Raw genomic sequence first — 19,448 nt, forward strand, 5'->3', positions numbered from 1 at the left:
CCTACATCGGCTCTGAACGGAGCACCTGACCCATGAATACCGATCTCCTTACTCTTTTCGATGCCGATGAAGCCAAGTTGCGCGGCATCGTTGCCGAGGCGCTTTCGGGCGCCGACGACGGTGAGCTCTTCATCGAGCATGTCCAGGCCGAATCGCTGACATTCGACAATGGTCGGATGAAGGGCGGCAGCTTCAACACCGAACAGGGCTTCGGCCTGCGCGCCGTTGCCGGCGAAGCGGTGGGCTACGCGCATGCGGGCGATCTCTCCGAAGCCGCGCTGAAGCGCGCCGCCGATGCCGTGCGCGCGGTGACGTCGGGTTATGCCGGCTCCTATGCAGCTGCGCCCCAGCGCACCAACAAGGTGCTCTATGGCGACGAGAACCCGATCGGCACGCCGAGCTTCGAGGAGAAGGCCAAACTCCTGCAGCGGATCGACAGCTATCTGCGCGACAAGAACGACAAGGTGCGGCAGGTGACGGCATCCATCGCCGCGAGCTGGCAGGTGGTCGACATCCTCCGCGCCGACGGCCACCGCGTGCGGGACATCCGTCCGATGACGCGCATCAACATCTCGGTGATCGTGGGTGACGGCGACCGGCAGGAGGCTGGCTCCTTCGGCACGGGTGGACGCATCGGCTTCGGCGATTTCGTCAGCGAGGACAATTGGCACCACGGCGCCGACGAAGCCTTGCGTCAGGCGCTCGTCAATCTCGAGGCGATCGAGGCGCCGGCCGGCACGATGGACGTCGTGCTCGGCTCCGGCTGGCCGGGCGTCATGCTGCATGAAGCTGTCGGTCACGGGCTGGAAGGCGATTTCAACCGGAAGAAGACATCGGCCTTCGCCGGCCTTTTGGGCCAGATGGTAGCCGCGCCCGGCGTCACCGTCGTCGATGACGGCACGATCGAGAACCGTCGCGGCTCCATCACGGTCGACGACGAAGGTACGCCCTCGGCCTATAACGTGTTGATCGAAAACGGCAAACTCGTCGGCTACATGCAGGACCGGCAGAATGCCCGCCTGATGGGCCTGAAGGCGACCGGCAACGGCCGTCGTCAGGGTTATGCCCATACGCCGATGCCGCGCATGACCAACACCTACATGCTCGGCGGCGACAAGACGCCGGAAGAGATCATCGCCTCGGTGAAGAAGGGCATCTATGCCGTCTCCTTCGGCGGCGGCCAGGTGGACATCACATCCGGCAAGTTCGTCTTCGGCTGCACCGAGGCCTATCTCATCGAGGACGGCAAGGTTGGCGCTCCGATCAAGGGCGCCATGCTGATCGGCAACGGCCCGGATGCGATGAAGCGCGTGACGATGATCGGCAACGACATGAAGCTCGATACCGGCATCGGCAATTGCGGCAAGGGCGGTCAATGGGTCCCCGTCGGGGTCGGCCAGCCGCATCTGCGGATGGACCAGATCACGGTGGGCGGCACCAAGGCTTAGAGCCCCCTCCTCATTACTCCTGCGGGCGGAAGAGCCACTTGCGCTCGACGGCAGCGGTCAGATCCAGGCCGTTGCTGTGCGCGAAAAGAAGGATGTGGCCGAGCACATCGGCCGTTTCATCGGCGAGCGCCGTCGCAAGCTCCTCTTCGCTCATGCCCTTGCGGCGCCCGCGGCCGGTGATCCGGTTCCATATCTGGATCAGCTCGCCCATCTCCTCCTGGAGTTTCAGGACAAACCAATCGTCGTCGCGCTCCAGGCCGTTTTCGGCGGCATAGGTCGCCGAAGCCGTCTCGAATTGCTTCATCAGATCTTTCAGCATGAAATCGTTCCCTTTATGTTCCTGACATTCATGAACGATTCCCGCAAAAAAGTCGAGCCGGCGGAGATGCGCCCCACCGGCTCGCTCTTATCCAATTGAGATTATGCTCAGCCCTTGCTCGGCAGCAGCATGCAATCGAAGTCCTTGCGCTTCAACGCGGAGCAGGCGGAATTCGCATCGTCGCGATTTGCAAAGCCGACGAAGCGGGCGCGATAGACCGTGTTGCCGCCCTTGCCGACAGCCTCGGTATAGGGCGAGGCGTTAGCGAGTGCATTGCCGGCCTTGGACTTCGCTTCGGAAAGCAGGTCCTTGGCGGCCTGAGCCGTCGGGGTTGCGGCGATCTGCACCTGCCAGCTACCGGTCGCAGCCGGCTTGTTGGCAACGAGGATCTCGTCCATCGCAGCCGGGCGATCCATCGGCACGGTGACGTTCGAGGCAGCGGCGAATGCCATCGGAACGACCTCGACGCGCTTGCGCGGCGTCGCCGCGGTGGTCTGCGTATCGACATCCACGGCAACGTCGTCCGACGCGGACGCCACTTCGACCTGCTTTGCCGCCTTGCCGCCACCGACGCTCGCCAGCAGGCGCGAGGTCGAGACTGGGCTAGCCTTCGGCACATAGCGATCCAGCAGAGAGGCCATCAGCGCATCACGGCCGCGCGCGGTGGCACCGCCCATGACGACGCCGATCACGCGGCGATTGCCCTGGCGCACGGCGCTGACCAAGTTGAAGCCGGAGGCATTGGTGTAACCGGTCTTGATGCCGTCCATGCCTTCGTAGCGATACATCAGATTATTGTGGCCGCGAACGCTGCGGCCACGATAGTTGAAGCTTGCCTGCGAGAAGAGCCGGTATTCCTGGGGATAGTTGTTGATGAGCGCGACGGCGAGCGTCGACATATCGCGAGCCGTTGTCCACTGCTGCATGTTCGGAAGACCGGAAGCATTGAGGAAGGTGGTACGGCGCATACCGATTTCGCGCGCTTTTTGCGTCATCAGCCGGGCAAAGCCGCTTTCGCTGCCGCCGAGCGCTTCCGCCATGGCGGCTGCGGCATCGTTGGCGGACTTGATGATCATGCCGTCGACGGCTTCGCGGACGGTCACCGTCCCACCAGGCTTCAGGCCGAGCTTGGTCGGGGGTTTGGCAGCGGCGGCGCGCGAGACCGGTATCCTCGTGTTCCAGCTCAGCTTGCCGCGATTGATCGCCTCGAAGGCCATGTACAGGGTCATCATCTTCGTCAGCGATGCCGGATGGTTGAGGTCATCCGCATTGCTTGATGCCAGTACCTTGCCGGTCTTCGCATCCATGATGAAATAGGCGCTGCCCGCGAAGCTCGCCACAGGAGCGCTCAATAGCAAGACGGCTGCAGACAAAGCCATCAGAAGTCGTTTCATAATTGTCCCCAACCGAAAGAATGCCAACACACCGCATCAATCCCTGTATGATTTTGCGACAAAAAACCTGATATCGGTGCGATATTGAGGCAACAGCCTCGATAGTTCTTCAATTTTGCCGTTCCTGGTAAAATAACCATTAACGCATTGGAAATTATGACAAAGATTCAGTAAGGTTTAACGGGGATGCGCTACAGCCTTGACATTGATCAACCGGGTCGAGCCGCATGGAACAGGGCATCAAGGTCCGCCTCAAGCGCACGATGATCTCCAGCGGGCTGGAGGCTGCCGCAATCCTGAAGGGTGCGGGGCTGATGCGCGACGTTGCGGGCCTCGGCACGATATTTACCCTTCATCACGTGCGTCCTCCTCTCTCCCGCCGTTTTGCCCCCAATGCGCATCTGGAAGTTTCGCCCGACTTTCTCGATCGCGCGATCACGCGGCTGAAACGGGATGGCTACGAGTTCATCGCACTCGACGCCCTTCCCTCACGAGCAAAGGACGCCTTCGGCAAGCCGCCCTTCGTCGCCTTCACGCTCGACGACGGCAACCGGGACAATCTCGATCACGCCCTGCCGGTCTTTGCGCGTCACGATGCGCCCTTTACCGTCTTTGTCGCCCAGGGGCTTTCGGAGCGAAGCCACAGCATATGGTGGGAGACGCTCGCCGAGCTGCTTGGTCGGCTGGATCGGCTGAGATTCGATTTCGGATCGGGGGAAGAATTTCTGCCGCTCGGCAGGGACGGCCAGAAGCACGCGGCATTTGCTCGCTTCGCCGCCTTCGTCCATAGCCAAGAGGAAAGCGAAGCGGTCGACCGCATCGATGAGCTTACCCGGCATCACGGCCTGGAGCCGCTCGACATCGTCGGCGCATCGATCATGGATCGGAACGAATTAAGGCAACTGGCTCGTCATCCGCTTGCGTCGCTCGGCGCGCACACGGTGAGCCACCGGGCATTGGCGCGGCTCACGGAAGCCGAGGCCGCAGCGGAAATGGCGCTTTCGGCGGATTATGTCGCCGACATCGCCGGAAAGCGCCCGGCGACCATCGCCTATCCCTATGGCACGGACGAGGCCGTCTCGCCGCGCGAGGGCCGGCTCGCGGCGGAACTCGGCTTTTCGGTCGGCGTCACCACCCGCCCCGGCACGATCACCGCAACGATCGGCCATGCGCCGCTAATGCTGCCGCGGCTATCGCTGAACGGTCACTACCAGAAGCCGCGCTATGCGTCGGCTCTCGCCTCCGGCATCCCCATGCGGCTGATGGGGCGCCGGGAAACAGCATAGGATTTACGGATACATCCGCACCTTCTGCCAGGCGCCTTCCGGCATGGCCCGGCGAAACTCGATGCGATCGTGCAGACGGAACTGGCGGTCGTGCCAGAATTCGATCGAAAGCGGCCGGATGCGGAAGCCCGACCAGTGGGACGGGCGCGGAATATCGCCGATGGCATAGCGGGCGGTATATTCGGCAACCGCCTTTTCCAGTGCGAACCGGCCCTCGAGCGGGCGGGACTGCTTCGAGGCCCAGGCGCCGATGCGGCTGCCGCGCGCCCTGGTCTTGAAATATTCGTCCGCTTCCTTGTCGCTCACAACTTCAACCAGGCCGCGCAGGCGCACCTGGCGTCGCAACGACTTCCAGTGGAAGCACATGGCAGCTTTCTTCTGGGAAAGAATTTCTTGGCCTTTCTGGCTCTCGAAATTTGTATAGAATACGAATCCGTCGCTATCGAAACCCTTCAGAAGAACCATGCGGACATTTGGCAAACCATCCTTATCCACCGTTGCCAGCGCAACCGCATTCGGATCATTCGGTTCGGTGGTCTCGGCCTCGCGCAGCCAGGACGCAAAAAGAGTGAAAGGCTCGTTCTGCTCGGTGAAGTCACCGCTTGTTAACTCGTTTTCCGACATATTAATTCAAATGCTCCGCAATTCCTAATAACCGCTGGCCCCTCTGGCTGGTCAAAATGTTCGGGTGGAAGTCATAGCAAAGTCGATCGTTCATACAAAGCGCAAGCTTGCAAAAGGCGTGACGATGGCAGTCGCCCTAGTCTCCCTTTTTGCTCTTGGCGGCTGCGTCGGCGGCGGCATGGACTATCTGAGTTCCGCCAAGGTGGATCGCAGCGTTTCCACCGGCACGGTACCCACCGCCCCGGTAACGACAGACAGCATGTCCGACGAAACCACGGTGCGCAATGCCGTCACGTCGGCGGACCTTCACAAGCTCAACGGACAGCCCGTCCCCTGGGCCAATGCCTCGACCGGCAGCGCCGGCGTCATCGACGCAATCGTTGAAAGCAATGCCTCCGGCGTGGTCTGCCGACAATTCCGCACCAGCCGGCATTCCTATCAGGGCATCGCCAACTTCTCCGGCAGAACCTGCCTCGTCGGTCTGGGCGAATGGCAATTGCTCAGCTTCCAGCAGGCAGGCTGATCGCCGCTTTCCTCTTTACCATGGTCTTCAAAGCATTTCAGACGTGCGGGCATGATGTTGTCTCGGGCGCTCCGTATCCGAGTGCGAATTCCTGGCGCCACCCGTTAGCGATCGGCTAACCATGCCTCGAAATGGGGATCGCCGGCCCCCGCCCGCCGTAACGCCTGATTAGCAACTTTTCCCGCAGGATTGGTTCATCCGCGCATCGGCCTTGCCTCCCCCCAAAAGGAAGCAAGGTGGCGAAGCGCGATCAACGGGATTTTTACTTTGGGGTGCTGCGATGGGACTGAGCACACCCATGAATAATGGCGGGAAAGATGCGCGATCCGTACAAGGTGCTGGGCGTTAGGAAGGATGCTGGAGCGGACGAAATCAAGGCCGCCTGGCGCAACCTGGCAAAGACTGCCCATCCCGATCACAATCCGGGCGATCCGACGGCGTCGGAGCGTTTTGCCGAAATCGGCCGTGCCTACGAAACGCTGAAGGACCCGCACAAGCGGAGCCGCTACGATCAGATCGCGCGCATGGCCGAGGCGAAAGGCCAGAGCCAGGAAAAGACGATCATACAGCAGCGGCAGGCCGCGCGCGACGCCGCCGAGCGGGCGAAGGCGGCACGCGCCAAAGCCGAGAAGATCATGGAAGAGCTTGCCCGAGCCAACGCCCGCAAGGCGGCTGCCTCTGCCGCCTCCGGCCAACAGGGTAGTGCCGCCGAATCTCCGGAAGACGTGGTCGAGCGGATTTTTGGGGTGAAGGCTGGCCAGGCGCAGCAGGCGCAAGCCACGGCGGAAGCCAGCGCACAGCAGGCAGAAAAACCGCACGAGCAACCCAATACCGCGGCAGCCGAAGAGCCGCAGATGGAAGAAGAGCAATTCGTAACGGCCGCCGCCTCGGCCGGCTCGCGTTCCGCCTTCGGCATTCTCGGCTCGCTGGTGCGACGCATCACGGGCGGCAATGCCCCTGAAAAGCCGCCGGAGAAAACCCCGGAGGTGGCCGCCGAAGCCACAGTGACCATCGAGGACATGCTGAAGAGCCGCTGGATCACCGTTCCGCTGCCCGACAACCGCGAGGCGCGCTTCCAGGCGACGACGGATATCTCCAATGGCCAGGTGCTGCACCTGAAGGGCCAGGGATTGAAACTGCCGGGCATGCTGCGCGGCGACGTCGCCGTTACCGTCCATCTGTCGACCGACGGACGCTTCACGCTCGACGGCAGCGATGTGCGCACGATCCTGCCCGTTACCATCGAGAATGCGGTCCTCGGCTGCGAGACCACGGTCGATGGACTGAACGGGCCGGTCAAGATCACGGTGCCGGCCTGGTCCGGTTCGGATCAGGTCGTTCGCATTTCCGGCGAGGGACTGCCCGACGGCAATGGCGGAAAAGGCGATCTCATCGTCGAATTGCGGCTGATGCTGTGGGAAAAACCCGACGATAAGGTCATGGATCTCATGCGCAGCATGCGCGAAGGACTTTTCCTGTGAAATTTTGGTGACAACAGCACCCTTTGTTACGATCCCTAACAGTTGATGATCTTTACGATGCTTGAACAGGGGAACGGCCTATGCCATAGGCAGGGTCATTCGAAAGTTCAAGGGAGCAGAATATGGCTCAATCCACTGGCCTCATGGCAGGCAAACGCGGCGTCATCCTAGGCGTTGCAAACAACCGTTCGATAGCGTGGGGTATTGCCAAGGCCTGTTCGGATGCCGGAGCCGAGATCGCATTGACGTGGCAGGGCGACGCTCTGAAGAAGCGCGTCGAGCCGCTCGCTCAGGAACTCGGCGCCTTCATGGCTGGCCATTGCGACGTCACCGAGCCGGCAACGATCGATGCCGTCATCGACACGCTGGAAGCGAAATGGGGCAAGATCGATTTCGTCGTGCACGCGATTGCCTTCTCCGACAAGGACGAGCTGACCGGCCGTTACCTCGATACCAGCCGCGACAACTTCACCAAGACGATGGACATCTCCGTCTATTCGTTCACGGCTGTTGCACAGCGCGCCGAGCGAATCATGAATGACGGCGGCTCGATGATCACCCTCACCTACTACGGTGCGGAAAAGGTCATGCCGCATTATAACGTCATGGGTGTCGCAAAGGCGGCTCTGGAAGCAAGCGTGCGCTACCTCGCAGTCGACCTCGGCAGCCGCGGCATCCGCGTCAACGCGATTTCGGCGGGCCCGATCAAGACGCTCGCCGCTTCCGGCATCGGCGATTTCCGCTATATACTGAAGTGGAACGAGTACAATGCGCCGCTGAAGCGGACTGTCACGATCGACGAAGTCGGCAATTCCGCCCTCTACCTGCTGTCCGACCTGTCGACGGCCGTTACCGGCGAGATCCACCACGTCGATTCCGGCTACCACACGGTCGGCATGAAGGCCGTGGACGCGCCCGACATTTCCGTCGCGAAGGACTGACCAACAGGAAGCTGACCGTGTCGCCCATCCTCTATGTGATACGTCACGGTCAGACCGACTGGAATGCCGAGCGCCGCCTGCAAGGGCAGAAGGATATCGACCTCAATTCGATCGGCCGCGAACAGGCGCGGCAGAACGGCATCGATCTGGCTGAAATCCTCGCCTTCGAAAACCGGCCCTTCGACTTTATCGCCAGCCCATTGCGGCGCACGCGCGAAACCATGGAAATCGCACGCGACGCCATGGGCCTGCCTCCCAAGGACTATCGTACCGACGACAGGCTGGTCGAGCTGTCCTTTGGCGCCTGGGAGGGCTTTACGCTCAAGGAATTGAAGGCAACGGCACCCGACCGGCTTGCCGAGCGCAAGGCGAACAAATGGGATTTCATCCCGCCTGGCGATGACGCCGAAAGCTACGAAATCCTGTCCTGGCGCGTCGGCTCATGGCTGACATCCGTCGAGCGTCATACCGTCTGTGTCACGCATGGCGGCGTCATCCGCACGCTGTTCCGTCTGATCGGCGATGTCGAAAAGGAAGAGGCGGCGGAAATCCCGATCCATCAGGACCAGATCCTCAAAGTCGATCCGCAAATGAAGATCATCGGCTGGATGTAGAGCGGCTCTCAACTGAGCGCGAGCGGCTTTGTGGTCGGGAAACTACGGTAGAATAATCGTTTCCAACGTGCTGGATTTGCAGTTGGCCACCAGTGATCCGGCGGCCACGATACTTAGTGGACGATATCAAGGTCGTTGACGACGCGCTTGCCGTCGACTTCGGTGTAGAAGACCACGACCTTGACGCCGGCCTGCAGGCCGCTGAAATCGAAGTCCTCCGGCACCTGATAGTTCTTGCCGTCATCCAGCGTGATGTTGAAGTTCTTCGTGTCGACCTTCTTGATCGTTGCCTCGACATCTGCGCTTTCGGCAAAGCCTGCGACGGGAGCAAGCAAGCTTGCCGTGGCCAAAAGCGTCGCAACAAAAAAGCGCATGGTCGTTACCCCTTAACGTCAAATCTACTGTAATTTCTTATGCGCGGTAGAAAACACTGCGAATATGGCGGAAGTTGCCCACAATGGTGACCATGCTCGCCCAATTGGTGAACGCATCGTCACAATCCACAATTCGGATTAATCTTTGTTTACCATGCCGATGGCCAGCGCAAGATGGGGCAGAGCGTCGTTTCCGTGACAACGGAAAGAAAGATTTTGTCTTACGGCATTTTGGCCTCCGCCGGATGATGATCAAGGCCGAACCGGCCTCGATCATCATCCGGCATTGGAATCAAATACGTAGAGCATGATGTCGCCCGAAAACCGCTTACACTTTTCGGCATCATGCTCTATGAGTGGGCCGAAATTACAAGAGACAAGACGCGGCCTGCCCGCCAGGCTGCACCAATCCGGTCGTTTTTCATGTCGCACAACACATTCGGTCACCTTTTCCGCGTCACCACCTGGGGCGAAAGCCACGGCCCGGCACTCGGCTGCGTCGTCGACGGCTGCCCTCCCGGCCTCCGCTTCAAGCTTGAGGAGCTTCAGGTCTGGCTCGACAAGCGCAAGCCGGGACAATCACGCTTTGTCACGCAGCGGCGCGAGGACGATCTGGTCAAGGTACTATCAGGCGTGATGATGGACGAGGACGGCGAGACGATGATCTCGACCGGCACGCCGATCTCGATGCTGATCGAGAATACCGACCAGCGCTCGAAGGATTATGGCGAGATCGCTAGGCGCTATCGCCCCGGCCATGCCGACTATACCTATGACGTCAAATACGGCATTCGCGACTATCGCGGTGGCGGCCGCTCATCGGCGCGCGAAACGGCCGCACGTGTCGCTGCCGGCAGCATAGCTCGCCTCGTCGTGCCGGGCGTCACCATCCGCGGTGCGCTGGTGCAGATCGGCAAGCACAAGATCAACCGCGCTAACTGGGATTGGGCTCAGGTGGATCAAAATCCATTCTTCGCGCCTGATCCGGAAATCGTCCCCATCTGGGAAGAGTATCTCGACGGCATCCGCAAGGCCGGCTCCTCGATTGGTGCCGTGGTCGAGGTCGTCGCCGAGGGCGTACCGGCCGGTCTCGGCGCACCGATCTACGGCAAGCTCGACCAGGATATCGCCTCGCTTTTGATGTCTATCAACGCCGTCAAGGGCGTCGAAATCGGCGAGGGATTCGCATCCGCCGAGCTGACCGGCGAGGAAAATGCCGATGCGATGCGCATGGGCAATGACGGCAAACGCATCTTCCTGTCCAATCATGCCGGCGGCATCCTGGGCGGCATTTCCACGGGCGAGCCGATCGTGGCGCGCTTTGCCATCAAGCCGACCTCGTCGATCCTGACGGAACGTCAGTCGATCGATGCCGATGGCAACAATGTCGATGTACGCACCAAGGGCCGGCATGATCCGTGCGTCGGCATTCGCGCCGTGCCGATCGGTGAAGCGATGGTTGCCTGTGCTGTTGCCGACCATTATCTGAGGGATCGCGGCCAGACGGGCCAACAGAGATAGGGATTTCTTGATGCCTTACGACCAGAAGCGTGTTGTCGATGCCATCCGGGCTTTTGAAGCCGGTGAAATCGTCGTCGTCATGGATGATAACGACCGCGAGAACGAGGGCGACCTTATCGTCGCCGCGGTTCATTGCACGCCCGAGAAAATGGCCTTCATCGTTCGCCATACATCCGGCATCGTCTGCACGCCAATGCCGCGAGAAGAGGCCAAGCGGCTGAACCTCAATGCCATGGTCGCGGAAAACGATTCCGCCCATACGACGGCCTTCACCGTTTCCGTCGACTTCAAGCACGGCACGACGACAGGCATTTCCGCCGACGACCGCACGCTGACGGTGCGCAATCTCGCCAATCCGAATGTCGGCCCCACAGACTTCGTTCGCCCCGGCCATATTTTCCCGCTGGTTTCTCGCGAAGGCGGCGTACTGATGCGCTCGGGCCATACGGAAGCCGCTGTCGATCTCTGCAAGCTTGCCGACCTGCCGCCGATCGGCGTCATCAGCGAACTGGTCAACGACGACGGCACGGTAATGCGCGGCCCGCAGGTGGCCGGTTTCGCCGAGCAGCACGGGCTGAAGATGGTCTCGGTCGCCGATCTCATCGCCTATCGCCAGCGCAAGGAAACGCTGATCGAACTCGGCACCAGCTTCGATATCGATACGGCGTTCGGCAAAGCTCGCGCCCATACCTATTCCCTGCCCTGGGACACGATGCAGCATCTTGCCGTCGTCTTCGGGGATATTCGTGACGGCATCGACATCCCGGTGCGCCTGCATCCTGAAAGCGTCGCCGAGGATATTTTCGGCAAGCGCCGGCCCGTCGATTTCTACATGAAGAAGATCGCCGAAGAAGGCCGCGGCATCATCGTCTATCTGCGCGAAGGTTCCGTCGGCGTCGGCCATTTCGACAATGGCCGCAAGGCACGCCAGGCCGAGCGCGAGAGCCATACCGAGGCGCAGGCGCGCGACAGCGAGTGGCTGGAAATCGGCCTGGGCGCACAGATCCTCAAGGATCTCGGCGTCAGCTCGATCAAGCTGCTCACCAGCCGCGAGCGCCACTATGTCGGCCTCGAAGGTTTTGGCATCAAGATCGCCAAGACGGAGATCTGCTGACTTTCACCCTCCCCTTGAGGGAGGGTCGGAGCGAAGCTCCGGGGTGGGGTGATCGCGTCGGCCTTCGGAGCCAAACAATTGTCACCCCCACCCGCCGCTATGCGGCGACCTCCCCCTCGAGGGGGAGGTGAATAGCAGTTCCATCTCCTAAGTCCGGTGCTTCGCCGCAACGCTTATAAATTTTGCAGCGAGCCAGGCCCGCCCGTTTTCCTGTTGCGTGTCGCCCAGCTTTTGAGACGCAGCCCGTTGAGCTTGATGAAGCCCTCGGCATCGTGATGATCGTAGTTGCCCGAACCTTCCTCGAAGGTGACGAGATCGGCAGAATAGAGCGAATCGGGCGAACTGCGAGCAATAACGCTCGCCGAACCCTTGTAGAGCCTCACCGTTACCTCGCCATTGACGTAGGCTTGGCTGCGGTCGATCAGCGCCTGCAGCATTTCCCGCTCCGGTGAATACCAGAAGCCGTTATAGATCAGCTCCGCATAGCGCGGCATGATCTCGTCTTTCAGATGAGCGGCTGCGCGGTCGAGCGTGATCGACTCGATCCCGCGATGGGCTGCGAGCAGGATCGTACCGCCGGGTGTTTCGTAGACGCCGCGCGATTTCATGCCGACAAACCGGTTCTCGACCAGATCGAGCCGCCCGACTCCATGCCTGCCGCCCAATTCGTTGAGTGCGGTCAGAAGTGCCGCCGGAGACAGTTTTTCACCATTCACAGAAACCGCGTCACCTCTCTCGAAACCGATCGTGATGATTTCGGGCACATCAGGCGCATGCACGGGATCGACCGTTCGCTGATAGATATAATCCGGCGCGATATCTGCCGGGTCTTCCAGTACTTTGCCTTCGGTCGAGGTATGCAGCAGATTCGCATCGACCGAGAAGGGCGCTTCTCCCCGCTTGTCCGTGGGAACGGGAATCTGATGCTTTTCGGCATACTCAATGAGCTGCGTCCGGGACTGAATGTCCCACTCGCGCCACGGAGCGACAATCGAGATCGAGGGATCGAGGGCATTAACGGTCAGCTCGAAGCGAACCTGGTCGTTGCCCTTACCCGTCGCCCCGTGGGCAATGGCATCCGCGCCAACCTCCTGGGCAATGCTGACAAGGTGCCTCGCGATCAGCGGGCGGGCAATGGAGCTGCCGAGGAGATACTGGCCCTCATAGAGCGTATTGGCGCGGAACATCGGGAAAACAAAGTCGCGCACGAATTCTTCGCGGACATCCACGATCCGGACGTCCTTGATCCCGAGCATTTCCGCCTTCTTGCGTGCCGGTTCCAACTCCTCGCCTTGCCCCAGATCGGCAGTGAAGGTGACAACTTCGCATTGATAGGTCTCCCGCAACCATTTCAGGATGATCGACGTGTCCAGGCCACCTGAATAAGAGAGTACGATTTTCTTGAGCTTCTTCGGCATGAATGAGTTTCCATCTTCGCGTTGAACGGATGGAATGTTAGGCTAACCTCTACGCAATGACCTTGCGAAGAAGGCAAGGAAAGATCAAATCTTGGTATAAAATGCCAATATACATGGACTATGAGGCTGGAAACGCCAATGAACTTGGACGACATCGACCGTCGCATCTTGCGAGTACTTCAACGAAATGGGCGCATCTCCAATGTCGAGTTGGCGAGAGAAGTGGGGTTATCGCCTTCACCTTGCCTTCGAAGGGTGCGATTGCTGGAGGAAGCCGGTATCATTGATCGCTACGTGGCCGTGCTTGATCCAACAAAGGTCGGTGCCAGCCTTACCGTCTTTGCTCGTGTCTGGTTTAAAACACAGGATGCCGAGATAACGATCCAGTTCGGCGAGGCAATACGGCGGTTTCCCGAAGTGATGGAATGCTACCTCACGACCGGGGAATGCGATGCAATCCTGCGGATCGTCACGGCGGATCTCCATAGCTATTGGCGCTTCCAGGCCGACTATCTGACACGCATTCCCAGCGTGCTGAACGTCAAGACGGATGTGCCGATGGAAACGCTGAAGCAAAGCTTCGAACTGCCATTGAGATGAGTAACACGGACTGCTCGAACCTTGTTTGCAAAACTGCCGAGTAGAGCGGAAGTTCTGCATCTGCCCTCTCGTGCACCGTGAGGTGCTTTTCAGGCAACTGGATTCCTAGTCAAATTAGTGGTCGCTTCTCGACACAAACTCGCGATCCAGCAGACCCATCATGATGTCGTCGTGCCAGCGGCCGTTGACATAGGCCGTCTCCCGCTCTCGCCCTTCGACCACAAAGCCACATTTTTCATAGGCGCGGATGGCGCGCTTGTTATAGGCGAGCACGCGTATTCCAATCCGATGCAGGCCCATCTCGCCGAAGGCATGGTTGAGCAGGAGAGTGATTGCTTCGGTGCCGAAGCCTTTGCCGAGCAAAGCCGGGTTGCTGATGCCGATCGCCATTGTCGCGCGCTTGTCCTGGAGATTGACGTTGTCCAATCTGATCTCGCCGGCGAAGGCGCCGTTGATTTCGATCACCCAGGCATGCGGGCGCTCTGCAAACGACTGCACCCACCGGGCGGCACCTTCCCGGGTGACAGGCTTCATGTCTTCCTTGTTGATGCCGTACATCTCCGCGATCTCGGCATTCGTGCCTAAGGCAAAACGCACATCGGCATCATCGGCGCATGGCGGGCGGAGCCTGACATTACGGCCTTCGAGAATTGGCGACGACAATAGACCCTCCCTTTTCATAAGAGTCTCTACCTAACCCTCCCCTTGAGGGGGAGGGTCGGAGCGAAGCTCCGGGGTGGGGTGATTGCGTCAGCCACCAGAGCCAGCCAACGATCACCCCCACCCGCCGCTATGCGGCGACCTTCCCCCTCAAGGGGGAGGTGATCATCCCCGCCAGCCCTCCAGAAACACGACCTTCTCAACCCCTGTAAAACGGGCGACACGTTCCAGCTCTGCCTCCAGCTTCTCCAGCCGACCGGCGGATGCTTTCACGCCCGGCTCCAGCCACAGGCGCTTGACATCAAGCGTCCCCGTCTTGCGATCGGCCTTCATGTCGATTCGTCCGATCAGACGGTCTCCTTCGAGCAGTGGAAAGACGTAATAGCCGTATTCGCGCTTCGGCTCGGGCACGAAAATCTCGATGCGGTAGAAGAAGCCGAACAGGCGTTCCGTACGATTGCGGTCGCGCAAGGTCGGATCGAACGGACTCAGAACGCGGATGCGCGCCGGCGCTTCCGCATGGCCATCGAGCGTGTCATGGAAATCGAGGAAGGCGAAGGACGGGCGCGGCTTGCCGTCACCGGCTGGCTCGATCAGCACTTCGGTCAGTTCGTCTCGATGCGTCTCGACCCAGCTCTTGGCCTCCTGCGGCGTCACCAGGTCCCAGAAGGCTGCGATCTCGCCTGAAGTTGCGAAACCCAGGCGCTGCAGCGCGCTGCGGCAGGCCCAGTCGACGAATTCGTCGTGCTCCACTTCCGGCTCATGGAAATGGCTCGGCAAGACGCGTTCGACAAGGTCGTAGACCTTCTGGAAATTGGTGCGGCCGGCAATGGCGAACTTGCCGGTACGCCAGAAATATTCGAGCGCCGTCTTGTTTGGATGCCAGTTCCACCAGCCGCCGGAGACATGATCCTCCGCCTTGACCTCGCGGGCGGTAATTGCGCCATTCTTCAGCACGCGCTCATAGGTTTCCTCGAATGCGTCCTCGAAGCCCTCGCCGCGCCATTTGCGCCAGCGCTCGATGATCGCCTCGTCCTCACGACGGAAGCGGTGCTTCCAGTAGACGAAGAAGGCGCTCGGCAGGATGGAGGCGTCGTGCGTCCAGTTCTCGAACAGCGCGCCATCCTTCTCCAGCAGTTCCGTCAGATGCTCGCGCCGATAGGTCTGGTTGCGCGAGAACAGAATCTGGTGATGGGCGCGCTCGACGGTGGCAATGCTATCCACCTGCACGAAACCAATGTCATGGATGAGCTGCAGCAGACCCGCCTTGGTCAAGGCGCGGTTCGGCGGATTGGCGAGCCCCTGCTTGGCAAGGAAGACGCGGCGGGCATCGCGATTCGAAAGCAGATTCGTCATGGACAGATCATAGGCATAAATTCCCATGCTTTCAAAGAGGCTCTGATTTGATAAATCCAGGCGATGCGCTATAGCTCCGCGACACCACCACGAAACAGGAAAGCCGCTTGGATATCCGCTTCGACAACGCCGGCGTCGACTACGGCAAGCGCACCGCGCTCATTCCGCTGAACCTCACGCTTCGGGAGCGCCGCATCGGGGTGATCGGTCTCAACGGCTCCGGCAAGACGACGTTTGCGCGGCTGATCAACGGGCTCGTCAAGCCGACGACCGGGCGCGTCGTGGTCGACGGGCTCGATACCGCCGTGGACGCGGCCAAGGTGCTCGGCAAGGTCGGCTATATATTCCAGTCGCCGCAGAACCAGATCATCCTGCCCATCGTGCGCGACGATATCGCCTATGGACTGAAGGCGCGGGGCTATGACAAGGCGGAGATCGATGCGGCGGTCGAAGGCATTCTTGGCCGGTTTGGCGTCAGCCATCTGGCGGCGCGGCGGGCGCATGAACTTTCCGGGGGCGAATTGCAGATGGCCGCCCTCTGCTCGGTGCTGGTCACCGGCCCGGACATTCTCATTCTCGACGAGCCGACCAACCAGCTCGATCTCAAGAACCGGGCGCTGGTGCAGAAGACCATCATGGGGCTGCCGGAGAATGTCATCGTCATCAGCCACGACCTGCCCCTGCTCGAGGATTTCGAGCGTGTGCTTTTGTTCGACCAGGGCCGGCTCATCGCCGATGCTCCGGCGGCCGAAGCGATTGCGCGTTACAGGGAGCTGGCCATCTGATGCAGACGCTGCATGTCGACGTCGATACCTGGCTGCACCGGCTCTCGCCGCGCCTGAAGCTGCTGGCGCTTGCCGCGCTCGGCATACTGCTCTTCCTGACCCAGTCCATTGCCGTGCTTGCCTGCGCAAACCTTGCCGGCGCCGGACTTTATTTTCGCACCGGCCTGTCGATCGGAGAGGCATTGAAGCGGCTGCGGCCCATTCTGATCTCGATTGCGGTCCTCGCCGTCTTCGCAGCCCTGGTCGGTCCGCTCCAGCTAGCCATCGTCGTGGCACTGCGACTGACCGCGCTCGCGCTGTTTGCAGCCGCGGTAACAGCGACGACATCGATGGCTGCTTTCATCGACGAGATCACCGCCCTTGCCACGCCGCTCGAGAGAATCGGCCTGCTCAGAGCGGCCGATATCGGGCTTGCGGTCGGCCTCGTCATGCGTTTCGTGCCCGAGATTCTCGACCGTTATGGCGCCATCCGCGAAGCGCATCAGGCGCGGGGGATCAAGATACGTCTGGTAACGACGCTCGCGCCGCTGATCATTCTGACATTGCGGGATGCGGACAATATCGCGGCTGCGATTGACGCGCGCGGCATTCGGCGGCATTGAACAGATATCTGTTTGCGAAGGAGCCGCCATGAACACCCGCGACCTCGTCCTCTCGGCGCTTTTTGCCGCCATCATCGTGGCGCTCGGCCTGCTGCCGCCGATCCCGATCGGCGTTATTCCTGTGCCAATCACGGCCCAGTCGCTCGGTGTTATGATGGCTGGAGTCGTGCTCGGCGCCAAGCGTGGCACGATCGCGGTTCTGATCGTCGGCCTGCTGATTGTAATCGGCCTGCCGGTACTGTCTGGAGGCCGCGGCGGTCTTGCCTACTTCGTCAGCCCGACAGCCGGCTTCTTCTTTGGCTGGATATTCGGCGCCTTCGTCACTGGCTATCTCTCGGAGCGGCTTGTAAATGCAGAGCAGAGCAGCCTTGTCCAAGGCGTTGGGTTCTTCATCGCTGCCGTCATCGGCGGCGTCGTGGTGCTCTATGCGTTCGGCATTGCCTGGCTAGCCATCAATATCGGCTTCAGCAAGGCTTTTATCGGATCTCTGGGCTTTGTTCCCGGCGACGTGATCAAGGCTGTCGTCGCAGCTCTCGTCGGCCGCGCCGTCATGGCTGGCTATCCGCTTCTGCCGCAGCGGGGCTAAGTCAGCTCAAGCCAGATATTTGTAGAGCCAGTCGCGCGTGTCTTCCGGCAGCGGCACCGGATCATGCTCGTCGCCGCGCACCGCGAGCCAGAGTATCTCGATCTCCGCCGCCAGTTCGTTGCCGGTCTCGACCATGACCATGAAGCCGATCGACTTGCCACCAATCTTGTTGACGCTGACCGAGAAGCGGGCGAGATCGTCGAAATGCAGGGCGCGGTGCAGCGAACAGGACGCCTTCCTGGCAATATAAACAGGCTCGTCATCGACCAGCGGCCGCGTGCGCCAGAAATTCGAAAGCGCGGTTTCCGCCTGCGAGATGTAAGAGGCGATAAACATCTGGCCGTAGCGGTCGACATCGCGCGGCGGCACCCTTACCTCGATGACATCGGATCGTTCTACTCTCGCCATCACGCAACAACCCTGGCCGACGCCATACTGACCTTAATGAAAGCTTAACACCGCGTCTCGATAAGTAAACGGGCGCCACCCCAAAGTGGTTAAGATGGATTGTTGACATTGTAGTGACATGGTCCATGTCCTGTAATAGGCGTCACACCTCATTTATAGATTGGTCCCATGAGCACACGTCTTTACGAACACCCGATCTTCCTTGAACATATTGTTCCACCCGGCCACCCGGAGCGGCCGGATCGGTTGCGCTCGCTGAACATTGCGCTGGAGCACCCGAACTTCGAGCGGTTGGATCGGCGCAAAGCCCCGCCCGCCCACGAAGATGCGATCCTGCTCGCGCATCCCGAAGCGCATCTGGAATTCGTGCTGCGTTCGATGCCGGACAGGGGCGATGAGGGCGAGATCAACCAGATCGAGGCAGATACCTATGCCAGCCCGAAGACGCTGCAGGCGATCATGCACGGCGTCGGCGGCGCCATGGCGGCGGTCGATGACGTGTTTACCGGCGCGGCCGACAATGTCTTCGTCGCGGCCCGCCCGCCCGGCCACCATGCCGAGAAGACCAAGGCCATGGGCTTCTGCTTCTTCAACAATGCCGCGATCGCCGCCCGTCATGCGCAAAGGGCCCATGGCGCCGAGCGCGTTGCCATCGTCGACTGGGACGTGCATCACGGCAATGGCACGCAGGACATTTTCTGGGACGATCCGTCCGTGCTCTTCTGTTCGACCCACCAGATGCCGCTTTATCCGGGCACCGGCAAGAAGGACGAGCGCGGCGCGCATAACACCATCGTCAACGCTCCCCTTTCGCCTAATACCGGCGGCGATCATTTCCGCGAGGCCTTCAAGTCTCGCGTGCTGCCGGCGCTCAATGACTTCCGCCCGGATCTCATCATCATCTCGGCCGGTTTCGACGCCCATCACCGCGATCCGCTGGCCCAATTGAATCTCACCGGCGAGGATTTCGACTGGGCGACGGGACGCCTGCTCGAAGTCGCCGACCGCAGCGCGAAGAACCGGGTCGTCAGCCTGCTCGAAGGCGGCTATGATCTGGAAGGCCTCGCCGAGTCGGCGGGGATGCATATTCTACGCATGATGAAAGGTTGACGATGAGCGAGAACGCCAAGGCAGATGTTTCGGGCTATTCCTTCGAGAAGGCCGTGGCGGAACTTGAAAGCATCGTTGCCCGGCTCGAACGCGGCGACGTGGCGCTGGATGAATCCATTTCCATCTACGAGCGCGGCGAAGCGCTGAAGAAACATTGCGAGGCACTGCTCTCAGCGGCCGAAAACCGTATCGAGAAGATCAGGCTCGACCGCGCCGGCAAGCCGCAGGGCACGGAAGCACTGGACGGGTAGTGAGCCGGAGCGCGGTTGGCTAAAGAGTAAACA

At 60.6% G+C, this 19,448-nt stretch carries 22 protein-coding genes; 14 read left to right on the plus strand and 8 right to left on the minus strand.

Annotated elements, in window-relative coordinates; genetic code table 11:
• Window positions 1-32: 32 nt before the first annotated feature.
• Entirely contained in the window at window positions 33-1,448 is a 1,416-nt protein-coding gene (gene tldD, locus ACIQWP_RS24160; RefSeq protein ID WP_402793070.1) for a metalloprotease TldD, read from the plus strand.
• Window positions 1,449-1,461: 13 nt separating this feature from the next.
• On the opposite strand, the gene ACIQWP_RS24165 is transcribed toward tldD, so the two are convergent.
• Together ACIQWP_RS24165 and ACIQWP_RS24170 are read right to left on the minus strand one after the other, a co-directional pair.
• Window positions 1,462-1,767 (minus strand): pyrophosphatase, encoded by a 306-nt coding sequence (locus ACIQWP_RS24165; RefSeq protein ID WP_402793072.1) that lies wholly within the window; start codon window positions 1,765-1,767, stop codon window positions 1,462-1,464.
• A gap of 107 nt (window positions 1,768-1,874) precedes the next feature.
• Window positions 1,875-3,161, minus strand: a complete 1,287-nt coding sequence (locus tag ACIQWP_RS24170; RefSeq protein ID WP_402793074.1) for a serine hydrolase — start codon at window positions 3,159-3,161, stop codon at window positions 1,875-1,877.
• Between the two features lie 227 nt (window positions 3,162-3,388).
• Here ACIQWP_RS24170 and ACIQWP_RS24175 point away from each other — a divergent pair, with 227 nt between their 5' ends.
• Window positions 3,389-4,447 (plus strand): polysaccharide deacetylase family protein, encoded by a 1,059-nt coding sequence (locus ACIQWP_RS24175; RefSeq protein ID WP_402793076.1) that lies wholly within the window; start codon window positions 3,389-3,391, stop codon window positions 4,445-4,447.
• A 3-nt stretch (window positions 4,448-4,450) separates the two neighbouring features.
• Here ACIQWP_RS24175 and pdxH read toward each other — a convergent pair whose 3' ends face one another.
• Window positions 4,451-5,071 carry a pyridoxamine 5'-phosphate oxidase gene (gene pdxH / locus ACIQWP_RS24180; protein WP_402793079.1) on the minus strand — a complete coding sequence of 207 codons (621 nt, stop codon included), beginning with the start codon at window positions 5,069-5,071 and terminating at the stop codon, window positions 4,451-4,453.
• Between the two features lie 64 nt (window positions 5,072-5,135).
• On the opposite strand from pdxH, the gene ACIQWP_RS24185 reads away from it, so the two are divergent.
• From ACIQWP_RS24185 to ACIQWP_RS24200, 4 genes are all read left to right on the plus strand, one after another.
• On the plus strand, window positions 5,136-5,594 hold the full coding sequence (locus ACIQWP_RS24185) for an RT0821/Lpp0805 family surface protein (RefSeq protein WP_402793081.1): 459 nt from the start codon (window positions 5,136-5,138) through the stop codon (window positions 5,592-5,594).
• A 317-nt stretch (window positions 5,595-5,911) separates the two neighbouring features.
• The gene (locus ACIQWP_RS24190) at window positions 5,912-7,075 is read left to right on the plus strand and encodes a DnaJ domain-containing protein (RefSeq protein WP_402793084.1); all 1,164 of its coding nucleotides are present in this window, start codon (window positions 5,912-5,914) and stop codon (window positions 7,073-7,075) included.
• Window positions 7,076-7,197: 122 nt separating this feature from the next.
• The gene (fabI, locus tag ACIQWP_RS24195; RefSeq protein WP_075855547.1) at window positions 7,198-8,016 is read left to right on the plus strand and encodes an enoyl-ACP reductase FabI; all 819 of its coding nucleotides are present in this window, start codon (window positions 7,198-7,200) and stop codon (window positions 8,014-8,016) included.
• Window positions 8,017-8,033: 17 nt separating this feature from the next.
• Entirely contained in the window at window positions 8,034-8,630 is a 597-nt protein-coding gene (locus ACIQWP_RS24200) for a histidine phosphatase family protein (protein WP_402793087.1), read from the plus strand.
• A gap of 113 nt (window positions 8,631-8,743) precedes the next feature.
• On the opposite strand, the gene ACIQWP_RS24205 is transcribed toward ACIQWP_RS24200, so the two are convergent.
• On the minus strand, window positions 8,744-9,004 hold the full coding sequence (locus ACIQWP_RS24205; RefSeq protein ID WP_402793089.1) for a DUF1344 domain-containing protein: 261 nt from the start codon (window positions 9,002-9,004) through the stop codon (window positions 8,744-8,746).
• A gap of 423 nt (window positions 9,005-9,427) precedes the next feature.
• On the opposite strand from ACIQWP_RS24205, the gene aroC reads away from it, so the two are divergent.
• Window positions 9,428-10,525, plus strand: a complete 1,098-nt coding sequence (gene aroC, locus ACIQWP_RS24210) for a chorismate synthase (RefSeq protein WP_402793091.1) — start codon at window positions 9,428-9,430, stop codon at window positions 10,523-10,525.
• A 10-nt stretch (window positions 10,526-10,535) separates the two neighbouring features.
• A complete protein-coding gene (ribB, locus tag ACIQWP_RS24215; protein ID WP_402793093.1) occupies window positions 10,536-11,639 on the plus strand; it encodes a 3,4-dihydroxy-2-butanone-4-phosphate synthase in 1,104 nt (367 codons plus the stop codon).
• Between the two features lie 173 nt (window positions 11,640-11,812).
• Here the strand turns inward: ribB and ACIQWP_RS24220 are convergent, their stop codons facing one another.
• Complete coding sequence (locus ACIQWP_RS24220; RefSeq protein ID WP_402793095.1) at window positions 11,813-13,057, minus strand: argininosuccinate synthase; 1,245 nt, start codon at window positions 13,055-13,057, stop codon at window positions 11,813-11,815.
• A gap of 138 nt (window positions 13,058-13,195) precedes the next feature.
• Here ACIQWP_RS24220 and ACIQWP_RS24225 point away from each other — a divergent pair, with 138 nt between their 5' ends.
• Entirely contained in the window at window positions 13,196-13,657 is a 462-nt protein-coding gene (locus ACIQWP_RS24225; protein WP_402793096.1) for an Lrp/AsnC family transcriptional regulator, read from the plus strand.
• Between the two features lie 114 nt (window positions 13,658-13,771).
• Here the strand turns inward: ACIQWP_RS24225 and ACIQWP_RS24230 are convergent, their stop codons facing one another.
• Together ACIQWP_RS24230 and ACIQWP_RS24235 are read right to left on the minus strand one after the other, a co-directional pair.
• A complete protein-coding gene (locus ACIQWP_RS24230; protein ID WP_402793098.1) occupies window positions 13,772-14,320 on the minus strand; it encodes a GNAT family N-acetyltransferase in 549 nt (182 codons plus the stop codon).
• Between the two features lie 162 nt (window positions 14,321-14,482).
• Window positions 14,483-15,673 carry a winged helix-turn-helix domain-containing protein gene (locus ACIQWP_RS24235; protein WP_402793100.1) on the minus strand — a complete coding sequence of 397 codons (1,191 nt, stop codon included), beginning with the start codon at window positions 15,671-15,673 and terminating at the stop codon, window positions 14,483-14,485.
• A 107-nt stretch (window positions 15,674-15,780) separates the two neighbouring features.
• Here ACIQWP_RS24235 and ACIQWP_RS24240 point away from each other — a divergent pair, with 107 nt between their 5' ends.
• The 3 genes from ACIQWP_RS24240 to ACIQWP_RS24250 are packed head-to-tail and all read left to right on the plus strand — an operon-like array spanning window position 15,781 to window position 17,646.
• A complete protein-coding gene (locus tag ACIQWP_RS24240) occupies window positions 15,781-16,458 on the plus strand; it encodes an energy-coupling factor ABC transporter ATP-binding protein (RefSeq protein WP_402793102.1) in 678 nt (225 codons plus the stop codon).
• Complete coding sequence (locus ACIQWP_RS24245; RefSeq protein ID WP_402793105.1) at window positions 16,458-17,060, plus strand: CbiQ family ECF transporter T component; 603 nt, start codon at window positions 16,458-16,460, stop codon at window positions 17,058-17,060. The genes ACIQWP_RS24240 and ACIQWP_RS24245 overlap by 1 nt, the downstream gene beginning before the upstream one ends.
• 28 nt (window positions 17,061-17,088) lie before the next feature.
• The gene (locus ACIQWP_RS24250; protein WP_402793107.1) at window positions 17,089-17,646 is read left to right on the plus strand and encodes a biotin transporter BioY; all 558 of its coding nucleotides are present in this window, start codon (window positions 17,089-17,091) and stop codon (window positions 17,644-17,646) included.
• 6 nt (window positions 17,647-17,652) lie between these two features.
• Here the strand turns inward: ACIQWP_RS24250 and ACIQWP_RS24255 are convergent, their stop codons facing one another.
• Window positions 17,653-18,054: an acyl-CoA thioesterase gene (locus tag ACIQWP_RS24255; RefSeq protein ID WP_402793109.1), complete on the minus strand. Its 402-nt coding sequence runs from the start codon at window positions 18,052-18,054 to the stop codon at window positions 17,653-17,655.
• 168 nt (window positions 18,055-18,222) lie between these two features.
• Here ACIQWP_RS24255 and ACIQWP_RS24260 point away from each other — a divergent pair, with 168 nt between their 5' ends.
• A complete protein-coding gene (locus ACIQWP_RS24260; protein WP_402793111.1) occupies window positions 18,223-19,164 on the plus strand; it encodes a histone deacetylase family protein in 942 nt (313 codons plus the stop codon).
• 2 nt (window positions 19,165-19,166) lie between these two features.
• On the plus strand, window positions 19,167-19,415 hold the full coding sequence (locus ACIQWP_RS24265) for an exodeoxyribonuclease VII small subunit (protein ID WP_169644658.1): 249 nt from the start codon (window positions 19,167-19,169) through the stop codon (window positions 19,413-19,415).
• Window positions 19,416-19,448: the final 33 nt, after the last annotated feature.

Origin of the sequence: Rhizobium sp. NPDC090279 (genome assembly GCF_044769665.1) — a bacterium.
Lineage (GTDB): Bacteria > Pseudomonadota > Alphaproteobacteria > Rhizobiales > Rhizobiaceae > Rhizobium.